Genomic DNA, 15,528 nt, shown 5'->3' with positions numbered 1-15,528 from the left:
CTTTCATTATTCATTATATAGGAAAAATTTAGACAAACTCAACCATTAACCGGCAATCAGCGAAAAAAGCTTTCGGAACTTCGCCTTCCGGCAGCGAACAGGTGGAAAGGCAGAGCGTTTTTGCCAATAAAAAAAGCTGCTCCTTCCGGGGGAAGGAAACAGCTATTTATTCCAGGAAATCTTTCAAGCGTTTGCTGCGCGATGGGTGGCGAAGCTTGCGGAGTGCTTTTGCTTCGATTTGGCGGATCCGTTCGCGGGTCACGCCGAACACCTTGCCCACCTCTTCAAGTGTGCGTGTGCGTCCATCATCAAGGCCGAACCGCAGGCGAAGCACGTTTTCTTCGCGGTCTGTCAACGTATCGAGCACGTCTTCCAATTGCTCTTTCAGCAATTCGTAGGCGGCGTGGTCAGATGGAGACTGCGCGTCCGAATCTTCGATGAAATCGCCAAGATGCGAATCGTCTTCTTCGCCGATCGGCGTTTCAAGCGATACCGGCTCCTGTGCAATCTTCAGGATTTCACGCACTTTTTCCGGAAGCAGGTCCATTTCTTCCCCAATTTCTTCAGGGGACGGCTCGCGGCCCAAGTCCTGAAGCAATTGGCGCTGGACGCGGATCAATTTGTTGATCGTTTCGACCATATGCACCGGGATGCGGATGGTCCGCGCCTGGTCAGCAATCGCACGGGTGATGGCCTGACGAATCCACCAAGTGGCATACGTACTGAATTTAAAGCCTTTTGAGTAATCGAATTTCTCGACCGCTTTGATCAAGCCCATGTTCCCTTCCTGGATCAAATCCAGGAACAGCATGCCGCGGCCGACATAGCGTTTCGCGATCGAAACGACGAGGCGCAGGTTGGCTTCTGCCAAGCGCTTTTTCGCTTCTTCGTCGCCTTGTTCGATCAATTTAGCCAGACGGACTTCTTCTTCCGCTTTTAAAAGGTCAACGCGGCCGATTTCTTTCAAGTACATCCGCACCGGGTCATTGATCTTGACGCCCGGAGGCACGCTCAAGTCGTTCAAATCGAATTTCTCTTCGGTCGGTTTCATGAGGCGGTCCAAATGCTCTTCGTCATCGGATTTCCGCTCCAGCTCGATGCCGTGGCCTTCCAGCTGATCGATGAATTCTTCGACAGCGTCGGATTCCATTTCAAAAACGGCTAATTTATCGGCGATCTGCTCATAATTAAGTTCTCCGGTTTTCTTGCCCACTTCAATCAGTTGTTTTTTTGCCTCTTCTACTGTCATTTCAGGGCCTTCCGTGCTCAATGAAACATTGCTTGCTTCAACTTCGTTTTGGTGTTCTGATTTCTCAGCCATACAACTTCCTCCTTTAAAAAAACCGGAATTGACTTACAATGATTTCCGCAAGGCAATCGCTTCCTGCGCCAGCAGCAGCGCGCGTTTCATGTCGTGCTGCTTTTCCGCTTCCTTCGACTGCTGGATCTTCAGATGGATCTGCTGCTCGATGCGGTGTTTGTCGAGATGCTTGAGGCAATCCTCGATTTCTTCTTCCCCGTGGTCGGGATCCCGTTCGGCCAGCGCTGTTTCCATCACCAATTTGCGGAGTTCAGGGTCTTGGAGCGTTTCCAGGAATTTATGGAAATCCGCTTTGTCCCATTCTTCATAAAAACCGAGCAGCTGGACATACAGCGCTTTGTATTCTTCACTGACAAACGGCATGCCGTCTGCGGCATTCGCCAATTTGTCCATGACCCGCGGTTCAGCCAGCGCATGGGCGAACAATAGGCGCTCCGCCCGGTTCAGTGAAGAGGTCCGCTTCGGCTCGCGCTTTGGCGGCCTTGCAGACGGCGCTTCTTCTGCCGGGTGCTGCGGGCGGCTGCGTTCGATCGATTTGTTTTCCAGCTTCCGGTATTGCTGAAGAATCGCTTCTTCCGACAATCCGGTTTCTTTCGATAATTGCTTGATATACAGGTCCCGCTCGATCGGCGAAGACCGGCCTGCCAGCAATTGAAGCACTTCCTGGATATATTGCAGCAGATCGTTTTCATACTGGAAGTTCTTATGCCTCCGGGCATGCATCATGGCAAACGCGATAAAAGCGTGCGGCTTGCCGATGATCTGCTCTCTAAAAGCCTCGCCGCCGTTCTCTCTGACAAAATCATCTGGATCCATTTTTCCAGGCAGGACGGCAACTTCAACTTTGAAATTTTCTTCATTCAATGCAATCGCGGCTTTTTTGGCCGCTTCCCATCCGGCGTCATCCCCGTCAAAGCAGACGACCACTTCTTGCGCAAAGCGCTTCATGGCCCGGATGTGCTGTGAGGTCAGCGATGTCCCCATGGTTGCCAGGGCGTTTTCCACGCCGGCCTTCGATGCCGCAATGACGTCCATAAATCCTTCGAACAAAATGATTTTCCGGTTTTTCCGGATAGTATTCCGTGCTTGGTGGACGTTGTAGAGCACTTGGCTTTTCTGGAATATCGGCGATTCAGGGCTGTTCATGTATTTCGCTTCCTGTTTCGTGTTCTCCAGGATGCGGCCCGAAAAGGCAATGGTCTTGCCGCTTTCATTCATGATCGGGTACATTATTCTACCGCGAAAACGGTCGAAAAAGCCATTCCCCTGCTCGCGCTCGATCGCCAGTCCGCTTTCGACCAGCTCCGCTTCGCTGTAGCCTTTCCGCTGCAGCGCTGTCGCCATGTAATTCCATTCAGGCAGCGACCAGCCGATGCGGTATTTTTCGATCAGTTCGCGGGTGAACCCGCGGTTCTCGAGATAATCCAGCGCCGCCTGGCCTTCTTCTGTGTTCAGCAGAATATGGTGGTACATCTCTGCTGCAAATTCGTGCATGGCGACCAATTGGCTGTCCGCTTTCGACAGCGCCTGGCTGGACTCGGACGGAACATTGACGTCCACTTCGATTCCGGCCCGGCTGCCAAGTTTCGACAGCGCTTCCTGGAAGGAAAGGTTTTCGATATCCATCAGAAAAGTGATGACGTTACCGCCTGCGCCACAGCCGAAGCAATGGAAAATCTGCTTATCGGAAGTCACGGAAAAGGATGGCGTGCTTTCGCCGTGGAACGGGCACAGCCCGAACCAGTTGCGTCCGCGTTTTGTTAATTGGACATATTCACCGACAACATCGACAATATCCGCTGAAGTGCGGATTTGCTCGATGACTTCTTCAGGAACTCGGGTTGACATCTCATCACCATCTTTTTTCGCTTAACATACTTAATTCGAGATTATGGGGTGAATTCCTTCATCTTTTTAAAAAAGATGGCATTCAAAACATTGGTCTCGTTATACTTTTATCCACAATTCTTCATTATAAAACGTTTTGTTGAAATAATCCACATTTAAAACAGAAAAACCGCCTTTTCAGGTGGTTTCAACGCTTCTGCTATTTTTTTGGTGTTTATTTGATTTTATTCATGATCAAGTTGGCGGTTTCTTCCACTGCCCGATTGGTCACATCCAGCACTTCGCAGCCGATGCGGTCCACCACTTTGCGGAAATGGGTGATTTCCTCATGGATGCGGTTAATCTGGGCATAATTCGCGTCGTCGTTCAAGCCGAGCGCGATCAGCCGTTCTTTGCGGATGTGGTTCAGCTTCTCAGGAGAGATGACCAGACCGAAGCATTTGGCAGGATCGACTTGGTACAGCTCTTCCGGCGGATCCACTTCCGGCACCAGCGGCACGTTCGCCACTTTCAGCCGCTTGTGCGCCAGGTATTGGGACAGCGGCGTCTTGGACGTCCGGGAAATGCCGACGAGGACGATATCGGCCATCAGGATGCCGCGCGGGTCGCGCCCGTCGTCGTACTTCACCGCAAATTCGATCGCTTCCACCTTCTTGAAGTAGTCGTCATCGAGCTTACGGACGAGCCCTGCTTCCTGGAGCGGCACTGAGTCGAACTCCTTCTCGAGCGCATCCATCAATGGGCCCATCAAATCGACCGCCCGCACGTTGTATTTCGCGGTTTCTGAAATCAGGTATGTCCGCAATTCCTTGGACACGAGGGTAAAGACGATGAATGCTTTCTGTTCAGCGGCCATTTTGATAATGTCCTGCAAATGGTCGACTGTGTCAATATAGGGGAACCGTTTCATGACCGCATTCTGGTCCGCGTATAAGAACTGGCTGACTGCCGCTTTGGCGACGAGCTCCCCAGTTTCTCCGACTGAATCGGAGACGATGAACAAACGGAGTTGTTTCATTTTCTGCACCTCACAATTCATGGCTTTCCGACAAAGACAAAAATGCCCGTGTGATGTTGGTCTTCGTCAGGCGGCCTACTACTTTATAGCCTCCCGGCTGCTCATCCACGACCGGCAGCGCATCAATCTGCTGGTTGATCAACCGGTGTGCGGCTTGGATCAGCGAATCATTCTTCATGCAAAACGTAATATTCGGCATCCGGGTCATGATGATATGTACAGGGATGGCGCTCAGGTTCTGGCTGCCGAGGCTGGTCCGGAGCAAGTCCTTGCGCGACAGCACACCCGTCAGGAACGACTCTTTGTCAACGACGAACAATGTGCCGACATCGTCGAGGAACATCTGGCTGATCGCATCGTAGACGCTGACGTCTTCGCGCACGACCACCGGAATCGACTGGAAGTCCTTTACTTTCATGTTGTTCATCGTGTCGGTAATGTCGTGCCCCGGTTTTTTGCCAGAATAAAAATAGCCCACACGCGGACGGGCATCCAAAAAGCCTGCCATCGTCAGTATGGCCAAATCAGGTCTTAGCGTCGCACGCGTCAAATGCAGCCGGTCGGCGATCTGTTCGCCGGTAATCGGGCCATTGCCTTTCACGATGCGCAATATCTCTTCTTGTCTCTTATTGAGTTCGATCGGACTCACCGCCTCAAAATATGTTATACTCAATGTTAATTATTATATACTAATTGGCGGCATATTGCGAAGAAAAGAATGCCATGTTACAATACTATAGAATTTAATAGCCGGCAATGAAAGAGAAAAAAGTACTGTTGCATTCAGCGAGCGGGGATGGTGGAAGCCCGCAACCAAACAGGAAAAGGCACTCTGGAGCTGGATTTTTTCAAGAGGGCTGCTGCTGCAGCCAATCGGGGTGGAACCGCGGGTCATAACGTACTCGTCCTCGGACTTTATGTCCGGGACGGGTACGATTTTTTATTTTAATGGAGGTTTTTATATGTCAATGGAAGATGTAGTATCGTTAGCAAAACACAGAGGTTTCGTATTTCCGGGCTCGGAGATCTACGGCGGCCTGGCCAATACATGGGATTACGGCCCGCTCGGCGTCGAATTGAAAAACAATATCAAAAAAGCCTGGTGGAAGAAATTCGTCCAGGAATCCGTACATAATGTCGGATTGGACGCTGCGATCCTGATGAACCCGAAAACGTGGGTCGCTTCTGGACATGTCGGCAACTTCAACGACCCGATGATCGACTGCAAGAGCTGCAAGACGCGCCACCGCGCCGACAAATTGATCGAAGACGCACTGGATGCAAAAGGCATCGAGATGGTCGTCGACGGATTGTCATTCGAGCGGATGGCGGAATTGATCCAGGAACACGAAATCAAATGCCCGGTATGCGGCAAGCAGGACTATACGGAAATCCGCCAGTTCAACTTGATGTTCAAGACTTTCCAGGGCGTGACCGAAGCTTCTACCAATGAAATCTACCTGCGCCCGGAAACGGCGCAAGGGATTTTCGTCAACTATAAAAACGTTCAGCGTTCGATGCGCAAGAAAATGCCGTTCGGCATCGCCCAGATCGGCAAAAGCTTCCGCAATGAAATCACGCCGGGGAACTTTACGTTCCGCACGCGTGAATTCGAACAGATGGAACTTGAATTCTTCTGCAAGCCGGGCGAAGATTTGGAATGGTACGCCTACTGGCGCGATTTCTGCAAAAACTGGCTGCTTGACCTGAACATGTCAGAAGACAATATGCGCTTGCGTGAACACGATGCAGACGAATTGTCCCATTACTCCAACGCGACAGTCGACATCGAATACAAATTCCCATTCGGCTGGGGCGAGCTTTGGGGCATCGCAGACCGCACCGACTTTGACTTGAAGCGCCATATGGAGCATTCCGGCGAAGACTTCAACTACATCGACCCGATCACGAACGAGCGCTACGTGCCGTATTGCATCGAGCCTTCATTGGGTGCTGACCGCGTGACCCTTGCGTTCCTGGTCGACGCTTACAATGAAGAAGAGCTGGAAAACGACGACAAACGCACCGTCTTGAAATTCCACCCGGCACTGGCGCCGTATAAAGCGGCCGTCCTTCCGTTATCGAAAAAGTTGGCAGAAGGCGCGACGGAAGTTTTCGCCGGCCTTGCCAAGCATTTCATGGTGGATTACGATGAGTCCCAATCGATCGGTAAACGCTACCGCCGCCAGGACGAAATCGGTACGCCGTTCTGCATCACATACGACTTCGACTCCGTGGAAGACGGCCAAGTAACTGTCCGCCACCGCGACTCGATGGAACAAGTGCGCATGCCGATTGCCGACGTGCAGTCTTATATCGCAGAACGTATCCAATTTTAATTTTTTCTAGCCCGGAGCATCTACATGATGCTCCGGGCTTTTTATTGAACTTGCTTGTTTTGTGCGGCTTTGTTGGGTCCGCACAGTATTATAATGGTCGTGGACAGGTTTTCCGCCGACAAGGCAGCCTTCTACGGCAAAAAGAAAGTATTTCACCTCGGACAGAAAGTATTCCACTCCGAAAGAGAAGTAAATGAAAATACTGGCAATAAAAAAGACCCGCTCAGGACAATTCGTCCTCTTGCGGGTCTTGCACTTCTTCTTTTTTCGGCAAAAATTCCGGCGTGCGGTCGAGCTGCTCGAGAAAGCTCCTCGATTTCAGCCGGATTCCCGCCTGCTCTTCGTAGATCGTGCGGACGATCCCTTTCAACAGCGATTTCGACTCTTTTTTCAGCTTCACCGAGCCGACCCGGTCGATCGGCACAAAATACAGTGTGCGGACCAATTTCACGAGCGACGGACTTAGGCGGATGATGTAGCGGTCGATATGGAAGCAGCGGTGGCACAGGAAGCCGAGTTCCTGGAACGAAAAAGCGAACTCGCCTTCCGTTGCACCGCAATTGGCGCATTCGTGGAGCGTCGGCGTCAAGCCAGCGTGCGGCAGCATCTTCCATTCGACAAACAGCGAAATCGCTTCCGGGTCGTAGCCTTCTTCGATGGCATGGAGCGCCTGGTAGAGCATGTCGTATACGGACGGCTGCGGCTCGTCCTGTTCCGTCAGCCGGTCGATCAACTCGACGATATAGCTGGCATAAGCGGTTTTCATGATGTCTTCCCGGATATGCCGGAGCGATTCGAGCTGGTCGCCTCCCTGCAGCGTGCCCATGCCTTTCCCTTTGAAGACCGAAAAGCTGCCATGGGTGAACGGCTGCGTCACCGCGGCCAAGCGGCTCGACGGTTTTTTCGCGCCGCGCGCCATGCAAGTGATCTTGCCGGCGTCGCGCGTGAACAGCGTGACGATTTTATTGTTCTCGCCGTATGGACGGGCGCGGATCACAATACCTTCTATTTGATTCAGCATGACACCGACTCCTTAGTATTCGTCGTCTCTGAAACCGAAGTCGCGAAGATGCATCGCTTTGTTGCGCCAGTCTTTCTGTACTTTGACCCACAATTCCAGGTACACGCGTGAACCGAGCAGGTTCTCGATGTCCTTGCGGGCGCGTGAGCCGATCTCCTTCAAGAGGACGCCCTTTTTGCCGATGACGATGCCCTTTTGGGAGTCGCGTTCGACCATGATCGTCGCCTGGACGCGGATCATGTCTTCGTGCTCGCTGTCCGGCGCGATCTTCTCGATCACGACGGCAATCGAATGCGGGATTTCCTCACGCGTAAGATGAAGGGCTTTCTCCCGGATCAGTTCCGAGATGATAAAGCGCTCCGGATGGTCCGTCACTTGGTCGGCCGGGTAATACTGCGGCCCTTCCGGCAAACGCTCGGCGATTTTCGCCAGCAGGTTGTCGACATTATTGCCCTGGATGGCCGAAATCGGCACAGCTTCGGCGAAGTCGAATTCCTTCTTATACGACTCGATGATCTTCGGCAGTTCGTCCGGGTGCACCTGGTCGATTTTGTTGAGGACCAGGAAAACCGGTACATCGATGCCGCGGAGCATATCGAGCACGAAACGGTCCTGCTTGCCGATGCGTTCATTCGCAGCCGCGACAAACAGCAATACGTCGACCTCCCGGAACGTGTTTTTCGCCACCCGCAGCATAAAGTCTCCGAGCTTGTGGCGCGGTTCGTTGATGCCTGGCGTGTCGATGAAGACCATCTGGCTGTCATTTGTGGTAACGACGCCCTGGACTTTATTGCGCGTCGTCTGCGGTTTGTCGCTCATGATGGCGATCTTCTGCCCCACGACGCGGTTAAGGAACGTCGATTTGCCGACGTTCGGTCGGCCGATGATGGAAATGAAGCCTGACTTGAAGCCTTTATTTTCTTGCTGCATAATCAAGATCCTCCGTTGAAAACGCCCCAGGCAACAGTTCGCTGACTGTCGTTTCCTGGACGTCGCCGTTTAGATTTGTCAAATAGACCGGCATATCCGGCGAACAGAATTCGGCTAACACCTGGCGGCAAGCGCCGCACGGGGAAACCGGGCCTTTGGTGTCTGCCACGACAGCCAGTGCCGCGAAGGATTTGTCGCCTTCTGAAACCGCCTTGAACATGGCTGTGCGCTCAGCGCAGTTGGTCATGGAGTAGCCGGCGTTCTCAATGTTGCAGCCTCCGTAGACTTTGCCGTCTGCTGTAAGGAGCGCAGCGCCGACCTGGAAATTCGAATACGGCACGTATGCCCGTTCTCTTGCTGCTTTTGCTTCGTTGATCAATTGTTCTTTTTCCATTCCGAATCACCTCTGTAAGTTAAAACCATTTTGGTAGAAAGATTAGTAAACCAATTATAGCACTAGCCGCGGCAAATACCAAAACCGCACCTGCCGCAATGTCTTTCGCTTCTTTTGCAAGCGGATGGATGTCCGGCGAAGCCAGATCGACCACCCGTTCAATCGCGGAATTGACGAGTTCGAGCGCAATCATGCCGCCGACTAGGCCGATAACAACGAGCCATTCCGTGTAGGACAGGCCGGTGAAAAAACCGGCCGTGAAGACGGTGATGCCCGCGAGCAGATGGAAGCGGATGTTCTGCTCGCGCTTCACAGCCGACACGATGCCTTGGGCAGCATAGACAAATGACCGGAAGAACCTATTCAGCCCCATGCTCGCCACGTGTGATGCCGAGTGATGACAGGATTTCTTCCTGCTTTGAAAACATCTTTTTCTCGTCTTCTTCGGTCATGTGGTCATAGCCTAGCAGATGCAAGAACCCGTGCACAGCCAGGAATCCGAGCTCCCGTTCGAAGGAATGCCCGTAATCTGCCGCCTGTTCCTTTGTCCGGTCGAGCGAAATGATGATATCGCCCAGCATGCGCGGCTCGGAAGAACCGATGATTTCCGGTTCGCCTTCCCCCGGCTCCTCCATGGCAAATGAAATCACATCCGTCGGCGCGTCCTTGCCGCGGTATTCCTTGTTGATGTCCTGGATGGCTTCGTTTGTCACGAATGTCACTGACACTTCCGCCTCCCCGACCGCTTCTGCCGCAGCAGCATGCTGCAGGATCTTCTCCACAAATTCCAAATCCTTATCAGCCAACGTAGCTGTTTCATCCAGCAAGTCAATTGAAATCATCGCTGTCCACTCCTTCTATTTCGTCTCTTTTGGATACTCGATCCGCGAATGGAAAATGCCGTTCAGCGTTTCGCACATGATGTGCTTGACGGTTTTCAATTCCTTCATTGTAAGATCACATTCATCAAATTGTCCATCTTTCAGTTTATCTTCTACGATCGCATCGACCAATTTTTTTATTTTTTCTGAAGTTGGCTCTTTCATCGACCGTACCGCAGCTTCGATGCTGTCTGCTATCGTAATGACTGCGATTTCCTTGGTCTGCGGTTTCGGTCCGCTATAGCGGAAATCGGCTTCCGGAATCTCCGGATCTGCTTCTTTCGCCTTGTGGTAGAAGAATTTCAGCAAGCTTGTGCCGTGGTGCTGCGCTGCGATATCGACGATTTCCCTCGGCAGCTTATGCTTTTTGAGAATCGCCGCGCCGTCTGAACCATGCGCCAGGATGATATCCCGGCTCGTTTCCGGCGGCAGCGAATCATGCGGATTTTTCATGTTCACCTGGTTTTCAATGAAAAATTGCGGCCGCACGGTTTTGCCGACATCGTGGTAATAGCAGCCGACGCGGGCGAGCAAGCCGTTTGCACCGATCGCTTCGCACGATGCGTCCGCCAGGTTCGCCACCATGACGCTGTGATGATAAGTCCCAGGCGTTTCCGTCAGGATTTTCTTGATCAGCGGATGGTTGGGATTCGACAATTCAATCAGCTTCATCGTCGACAGGAGTCCGAATGCCGATTCGAAAAACGGCAGCAAGCCGATGGCCATGGCACCCGATAAGATGCCGGAAACGATTGCGGCCGCAAAATAAAAGCCGATCTCCGTCAAGTCGTATTGGCTTTGGCCGATAAGCAGGTAAAAACCGATGAACAGCGCATTGACGCCGCCGACAGCGAGGCTTGTCTGCAACAGGCGGGCACGGCGGGCGTCCCTTTCGATCAGGTAAACGCCGGCCAGTCCGCCGAACACGATATACAGCGCAATCTCCATTTGCAGCGTCACCGCGCTGCCTTCCTGCAGCATCATGCCGCCGATTGCGCCGAGCAGGAACGTGACATAGACCGCGAGGCGTTCGTTCAGCAACAGCCGGAGCAGCATGCCTGCGAGCGCCGTCGGAAACAGAAATGCGATAACGACATCAAAATTATCGCTGACAGCTGCGAGCAGTTTCATCAAGGCGAGCGTAATCAGGAGCACAGCGAGCAGGACGAGCAGCGATGTGACTTTCTCCATCTGCGAGGCCCCGCGGCGCTCCAGCACCATCCACAGGAGACCCGTACTGGCCAGCACAAACAACGCAAGGCCGAATGCCGGCTTGTAATCGGCCTGTTCTTCGGTCATGCCGACAAGCTCCAGCTGCCGGTAGATTTCCCGGTCCACTACTTGGCCTTCCTGGACCAGCACCTGGCCCTGGAGGATCCGTGTCGGCTCCACGCTCGCTTTGGCCTGTTCAACCTGCATTGACGTCAGCTCCGCATTGACGGTTTCCGTCGGGATGACCGCAAAACGTCCAATCGTGATGGCGGCTTGTAGAACGGCAGCCGGAATTCGTTCATTTTCCCGGATGTCCTGTTCGACTGCACTTCTGGCAGCCGCCACTTCTTCCGCCCGGATTGGCTGCTCGAGCCTTGAAGAAACTATGGATTTCAGGTTCTGCTGCAGCGATTCGAGTTCCTTCTCGCTCAGGCGAAGCAGTTCGCGCAGCATATCGTCCGTCAGCCGCAGCCCGTTTTCGCTGGTTTCCATGAGCCGCAGGTTTTCCTTGAGCTTTTCAATCATCTGCGGGAGGGTCGGTTCTTTTCCTCCGATTTCATCCGGCGCTTCGCTGACATAGCCGAACAGCGAGTCCATGACCGCGCTCTGGTTGTCCGCGATGCCGTCATTGAATTGATAGCTCGGTTCCAAGTCCGTTGCGACCCGCTGGCGCTCCTGCTCGGTTTTGACCGGATCCACTACCGTTTTGGCGGAACGCACCGTTTCATCCGAAAGCTGGAAAAGCTCCAAGTCGTAATGGTCGCTCCGCACAGCTCCGAATAGAAAACTGTACATGGCGATGCCGATCAACAAGATGATTGCCGCCGCTGTCCATCGGTAGCCGGCTTTGCGGCAAATTTTCTGAATCCACGTCTGCATAGAAACACCCCACCTTTAGTACTTTAATCATAACAATTAAAGAAGGGGTTATCACGGACAATTTCAATTTATTTCAAATTAATCAGAATTCAGCGCGCAAAAAACCAGCCCTAGGAACTCGGCTGGCTTTCGTATGCATGGATGATTTTAGTGACAAGCGGATGGCGGACAACATCGCCGCGCTCCAAGTACTGGATATGGATGCCGGGAACGTCCAGCAAAATCTTCTCTGCGGCAATCAGGCCGGATTCCGCCCCGCGCGGCAAATCAATCTGTGTCTTGTCTCCGGTGATAATCATTTTCGAACCGAATCCAAGGCGCGTCAGGAACATTTTCATCTGCGCTTTTGTCGTATTCTGTGCTTCGTCTAGAATGACGAATGCTTCATCAAGCGTACGCCCTCTCATATAGGCAAGCGGCGCTACTTCAATCGTCCCCCGCTCAATGAACCGGTTGGTCTGCTCAAGCCCCAATACGTCATGGAGTGCATCATAGAGCGGACGCAGGTAAGGATCGACTTTCTCTTTCAAGTCGCCCGGCAGAAATCCGAGGCTTTCGCCGGCTTCTACAGCCGGACGCGTCAGGATGATTTTTTTGACATGGCCATTCTTCAGCGCCTGTACAGCCATGACGACCGCCAAATAGGTTTTCCCTGTGCCGGCCGGCCCGATCGCGAACACCAAGTCATTCGACCGGATTGCATGGATATAGCGGCGCTGTCCGATCGTCTTTGCCCGGATGGGTTTGCCTGTAGCACTGCGCGCCACTTCTTCGTCGTACAATTCGGCGAAATACTCGATGGTTCCGGCTTTCGCCATTTCGATTGCTGATACGATATCGCGCTGGTCAATGTTGATCCCTTTGCGGATAACTTTCAACAATTGTTCTATTAATAATTTACCGACTTGTTTTCCTTCATCCGAACCTGATAGACGGATGACCTCACCTCGGGTAATTATTTGAATTTGAAATGCTTCTTCGATCAGTGTCATGTGGTTATCGGATATCCCCAGCAGCAGCACCGCTTCGTTCGGGTCCTTCACATGAAGTTCTAACAACTGGTTTTCTGTCATGTAGTCGCTCCTTGAAACGTATTTTCTATTGATTAACTGTATCATTCTTTAGGAATAGTTGTAAAACAATTTACTTTTATTTGGATTTACATAATATAATTATAATCAAAAAAAGACCGGCCATTTACATGGCCGGTCAAGGTTCAACGTTTCGATTTTGGCGGCATCAGGATTTCTGCCAGGATGATCGCTTTTTTCATTTCGTCCGGACGGAGCGAAAAGCTTTCGTCTGCCGGCGTTTCGTCTGCTCTGGCCGGCGCACCGATTTCCTGGTGCGCAGTCAGGCGGCCGGCCGAATAGGGCTGTGCGCGCGGCGGCCGTTCCGGTTCTTTGCGCGGCATCTTTTCGATCGCCTGCCTGCCCCGCTCTGCCGCCTGCTTTGCCCGCTCCCGTTCACGAGCAGGGATCCGTTCCATCATTTTATCCGCTTTTTCGGATAATTGCTTGGTGCGCTGCGGGTTTTCGTTCATCTGCCCCTGCAGTTCGCCATAGACGTTTTTGGCGTAATCCTCGACCCGCTTGAAGGTCCGCTGGCCGCGTTCGGCGGCTGACCCTTGGGCGCGCTTTACCGGATCCGGCAATTCCTTGTCCTCTTTCTTCTTGCCGTTGAAAAATGCTCCTAAAGCCATAATGATCAAGGCGAATATGAGACCTTCCATCTGAAATCACTCCCTTACAGCCGGCAGTTTTTATTTTTCGTCGGATTTCTCTGTTCCGGTCCGCGCGATTGAATCGCGCATGCCCGTATCCGCTTGGATGTTCTTGTAGTTCACGTAATCCATGACGCCGATGTTGCCGCCGCGGAGCGCTTCCGACATGGCAAGCGGTACTTCCGCTTCCGCTTCGACCACTTTCGCTCTCATTTCGACGACTTTCGCTTTCATTTCCTGTTCGCTTGCAACGGCCATTGCCCGGCGTTCTTCCGCTTTTGCCTGGGCGATTTTCTTATCGGCTTCCGCTTGCTCCGTCTGAAGTTCGGCGCCAATGTTCTTGCCTATATCCACGTCCGCGATATCGATCGACAGGATTTCAAATGCTGTACCGGAATCGAGCCCTTTGCTGAGGACTGTCTGGGAAATCAAATCCGGGTTTTCCAGCACTTTTTTGTGGCTTGTGCTCGAACCGAGCGTTGATACAATCCCTTCACCGACACGGGCAACGATGGTTTCTTCCCCTGCGCCCCCGACGAGGCGGTCGATGTTGGCGCGCACCGTGATGCGGGCTTTCGCCTTCACTTCGATCCCGTCCATGGCAACACCCGCGATGAACGGCGTTTCGATTACTTTCGGGTTTACGGACATCTGGACCGCTTCCAAAACGTCGCGTCCTGCTAAATCGATGGCCGCTGCGCGTTCGAACGGCAATTCAATGTTTGCCCGGTGTGCAGCGATCAGGGCGTTGACAACACGGTCTACGTTCCCCCCTGCGAGATAATGGCTCTCCAGCTGGTTGATATGGACATTCAAACCGGCTTTTGATGCCTTGATCAGCGGATTGACGATGCGCGATGGGATTACCCGGCGCAAGCGCATTCCGATCAATGTGAAGATGCTGATGCGGACGCCGGCTGCTAACGCCGAAATCCATAGGGTGATCGGTACAAATGTGAAGAATATTGCCAGTACGATAATAATACCAATTATTGCTGCGCCTAAACCAATCAGTTCAAAGCCCATAACTGTTATTCCTCCTCTTGTTTTTCAAGCTCCCTTACGACGATCCGGGAGCCTTCCACTTTAATGATCTTCACTTGCTTTTTCGGATCGATGAAGCGGCCTTCGGACACCGCATCAATCCGTTCTTCCCCAAGTACGATCGTTCCGGACGGGCGCAGAGCAGTCGCCGTCAAGGCCACCTGCCCGATCAGCTCAGGCCGGTTCACGGCGGAAACATAGCCGCTTTCGGTATCCGTGGCGTCTGTCAGAATCAGCCGTTTGAATAAATGAGGCCTTTTGCCAAAAAATTTCACTATGATCACCATCCCTGCAGTAGCTGCGATTAATGCAATGAAAATTGAAATGGCAGTCGACACCAGATCACCGCCAGCCAGCAGGATGCTGACCAGTATGGATGTGATGCCCAACACTCCCAGAATGCCGCCCGGAATCAAGAATTCGCCGAACAGCAGGCCGAGGCCGATGACCAGCAAAATGATCGAGCCGATCCCTGCATATCCTGCTGCAAAATGGCCATAGAAGAATACGAGCAGCGATGACAGGCCGAGTATCCCGGGAATGCCAAGACCGGGGGTGAAAAATTCCAGCATGAGCCCTAAAGCGGCGGCTGTCAGCAGAAGCGTCACGATCAGGGGATGCGTCAGAAACTCCACCAGCTGGTTTGCGGAAGGTTCAGCTGCCGGAGCAGCCAATGCCCCCAAAAAAGCCGGAGGTTCCGCTGCAAAAGCGGAAGAAGCACCCGAGATTGCAGACTGCGCATTGGAAAGCAGCAGAAATGGAAAAACCAGAAAACTGGATGCCAGCAAACCTTTCAAGCCGTCCACAGAGATCGCCCCTTTCACTTTTACTGTACACTTTATATACGGACCAGCACGCCGATGGTTTCAAAACTGCCATTAATATTATTATAGAGGAAACGCAGGAGAATAACGAAAG

Annotated in this window: 15 protein-coding genes; 1 reads left to right on the top strand and 14 read right to left on the bottom strand. The window is 52.6% G+C overall.

Annotated features, from left to right (window positions below):
- Positions 1–166: 166 nt before the first annotated feature.
- The 4 genes from rpoD to ACFSDB_RS14165 form a co-directional block, all read right to left on the bottom strand.
- Positions 167–1,321, bottom strand: a complete 1,155-nt coding sequence (gene rpoD, locus ACFSDB_RS14180) for an RNA polymerase sigma factor RpoD (protein WP_204890448.1) — start codon at positions 1,319–1,321, stop codon at positions 167–169.
- 33 nt (positions 1,322–1,354) lie between these two features.
- Positions 1,355–3,169: a DNA primase gene (gene dnaG / locus ACFSDB_RS14175; protein WP_204890447.1), complete on the bottom strand. Its 1,815-nt coding sequence runs from the start codon at positions 3,167–3,169 to the stop codon at positions 1,355–1,357.
- Positions 3,170–3,383: 214 nt separating this feature from the next.
- On the bottom strand, positions 3,384–4,187 hold the full coding sequence (locus ACFSDB_RS14170) for a pyruvate, water dikinase regulatory protein (RefSeq protein WP_204890446.1): 804 nt from the start codon (positions 4,185–4,187) through the stop codon (positions 3,384–3,386).
- Between the two features lie 10 nt (positions 4,188–4,197).
- A complete protein-coding gene (locus tag ACFSDB_RS14165) occupies positions 4,198–4,836 on the bottom strand; it encodes a helix-turn-helix transcriptional regulator (RefSeq protein ID WP_204890445.1) in 639 nt (212 codons plus the stop codon).
- Between the two features lie 313 nt (positions 4,837–5,149).
- Here ACFSDB_RS14165 and ACFSDB_RS14160 point away from each other — a divergent pair, with 313 nt between their 5' ends.
- Entirely contained in the window at positions 5,150–6,526 is a 1,377-nt protein-coding gene (locus tag ACFSDB_RS14160) for a glycine--tRNA ligase (protein ID WP_204890444.1), read from the top strand.
- 223 nt (positions 6,527–6,749) lie between these two features.
- On the opposite strand, the gene recO is transcribed toward ACFSDB_RS14160, so the two are convergent.
- The 10 genes from recO to ACFSDB_RS14110 form a co-directional block, all read right to left on the bottom strand.
- On the bottom strand, positions 6,750–7,547 hold the full coding sequence (gene recO / locus ACFSDB_RS14155; protein ID WP_204890443.1) for a DNA repair protein RecO: 798 nt from the start codon (positions 7,545–7,547) through the stop codon (positions 6,750–6,752).
- Between the two features lie 12 nt (positions 7,548–7,559).
- Positions 7,560–8,477, bottom strand: a complete 918-nt coding sequence (gene era, locus ACFSDB_RS14150; protein WP_204890442.1) for a GTPase Era — start codon at positions 8,475–8,477, stop codon at positions 7,560–7,562.
- Entirely contained in the window at positions 8,461–8,871 is a 411-nt protein-coding gene (locus ACFSDB_RS14145; RefSeq protein ID WP_204890441.1) for a cytidine deaminase, read from the bottom strand. Before ACFSDB_RS14145 ends, era begins: the two co-directional genes overlap by 17 nt.
- 19 nt (positions 8,872–8,890) lie before the next feature.
- The gene (locus ACFSDB_RS14140; protein WP_204890440.1) at positions 8,891–9,244 is read right to left on the bottom strand and encodes a diacylglycerol kinase family protein; all 354 of its coding nucleotides are present in this window, start codon (positions 9,242–9,244) and stop codon (positions 8,891–8,893) included.
- On the bottom strand, positions 9,231–9,713 hold the full coding sequence (gene ybeY / locus ACFSDB_RS14135) for an rRNA maturation RNase YbeY (RefSeq protein ID WP_204890439.1): 483 nt from the start codon (positions 9,711–9,713) through the stop codon (positions 9,231–9,233). Before ybeY ends, ACFSDB_RS14140 begins: the two co-directional genes overlap by 14 nt.
- Positions 9,714–9,728: 15 nt before the next feature.
- Positions 9,729–11,843, bottom strand: coding sequence for an HD family phosphohydrolase (locus tag ACFSDB_RS14130; protein WP_204890438.1), 2,115 nt, complete (start codon positions 11,841–11,843; stop codon positions 9,729–9,731).
- Positions 11,844–11,953: 110 nt separating this feature from the next.
- Complete coding sequence (locus ACFSDB_RS14125; protein WP_204890437.1) at positions 11,954–12,916, bottom strand: PhoH family protein; 963 nt, start codon at positions 12,914–12,916, stop codon at positions 11,954–11,956.
- Between the two features lie 143 nt (positions 12,917–13,059).
- Positions 13,060–13,575: a hypothetical protein gene (locus ACFSDB_RS14120; protein WP_204890436.1), complete on the bottom strand. Its 516-nt coding sequence runs from the start codon at positions 13,573–13,575 to the stop codon at positions 13,060–13,062.
- Positions 13,576–13,605: 30 nt separating this feature from the next.
- Positions 13,606–14,592, bottom strand: coding sequence for a flotillin-like protein FloA (gene floA, locus ACFSDB_RS14115; protein WP_204890435.1), 987 nt, complete (start codon positions 14,590–14,592; stop codon positions 13,606–13,608).
- Between the two features lie 5 nt (positions 14,593–14,597).
- Positions 14,598–15,416: an NfeD family protein gene (locus ACFSDB_RS14110; RefSeq protein WP_377340389.1), complete on the bottom strand. Its 819-nt coding sequence runs from the start codon at positions 15,414–15,416 to the stop codon at positions 14,598–14,600.
- Between the last annotated feature and the right edge of the window lie 112 nt (positions 15,417–15,528).

Origin of the sequence: Planococcus chinensis, from assembly GCF_042681545.1 — a bacterium.
GTDB classification, from domain to species: Bacteria; Bacillota; Bacilli; order Bacillales_A; family Planococcaceae; genus Planococcus; species Planococcus chinensis.
This window is presented reverse-complemented; position numbering and strand designations above follow the sequence as displayed.

Excerpts from the sequence above, each read along its gene's own strand:
- recO (WP_204890443.1), bottom strand. The coding sequence starts at position 7,547 with ATGCTGAATCAAATAGAAGGTATTGTGATCCGCGCCCGTCCATACGGC.
- ACFSDB_RS14140 (WP_204890440.1), bottom strand. The coding sequence starts at position 9,244 with ATGGGGCTGAATAGGTTCTTCCGGTCATTTGTCTATGCTGCCCAAGGC.
- ACFSDB_RS14120 (WP_204890436.1), bottom strand. The coding sequence starts at position 13,575 with ATGGAAGGTCTCATATTCGCCTTGATCATTATGGCTTTAGGAGCATTT.
- ybeY (WP_204890439.1), bottom strand. The coding sequence starts at position 9,713 with ATGATTTCAATTGACTTGCTGGATGAAACAGCTACGTTGGCTGATAAG.
- ACFSDB_RS14125 (WP_204890437.1), bottom strand. The coding sequence starts at position 12,916 with ATGACAGAAAACCAGTTGTTAGAACTTCATGTGAAGGACCCGAACGAA.
- rpoD (WP_204890448.1), bottom strand. The coding sequence starts at position 1,321 with ATGGCTGAGAAATCAGAACACCAAAACGAAGTTGAAGCAAGCAATGTT.
- ACFSDB_RS14160 (WP_204890444.1), top strand. The coding sequence starts at position 5,150 with ATGTCAATGGAAGATGTAGTATCGTTAGCAAAACACAGAGGTTTCGTA.
- floA (WP_204890435.1), bottom strand. The coding sequence starts at position 14,592 with ATGGGCTTTGAACTGATTGGTTTAGGCGCAGCAATAATTGGTATTATT.
- ACFSDB_RS14130 (WP_204890438.1), bottom strand. The coding sequence starts at position 11,843 with ATGCAGACGTGGATTCAGAAAATTTGCCGCAAAGCCGGCTACCGATGG.
- era (WP_204890442.1), bottom strand. The coding sequence starts at position 8,477 with ATGCAGCAAGAAAATAAAGGCTTCAAGTCAGGCTTCATTTCCATCATC.
- ACFSDB_RS14170 (WP_204890446.1), bottom strand. The coding sequence starts at position 4,187 with ATGAAACAACTCCGTTTGTTCATCGTCTCCGATTCAGTCGGAGAAACT.
- ACFSDB_RS14145 (WP_204890441.1), bottom strand. The coding sequence starts at position 8,871 with ATGGAAAAAGAACAATTGATCAACGAAGCAAAAGCAGCAAGAGAACGG.
- dnaG (WP_204890447.1), bottom strand. The coding sequence starts at position 3,169 with ATGTCAACCCGAGTTCCTGAAGAAGTCATCGAGCAAATCCGCACTTCA.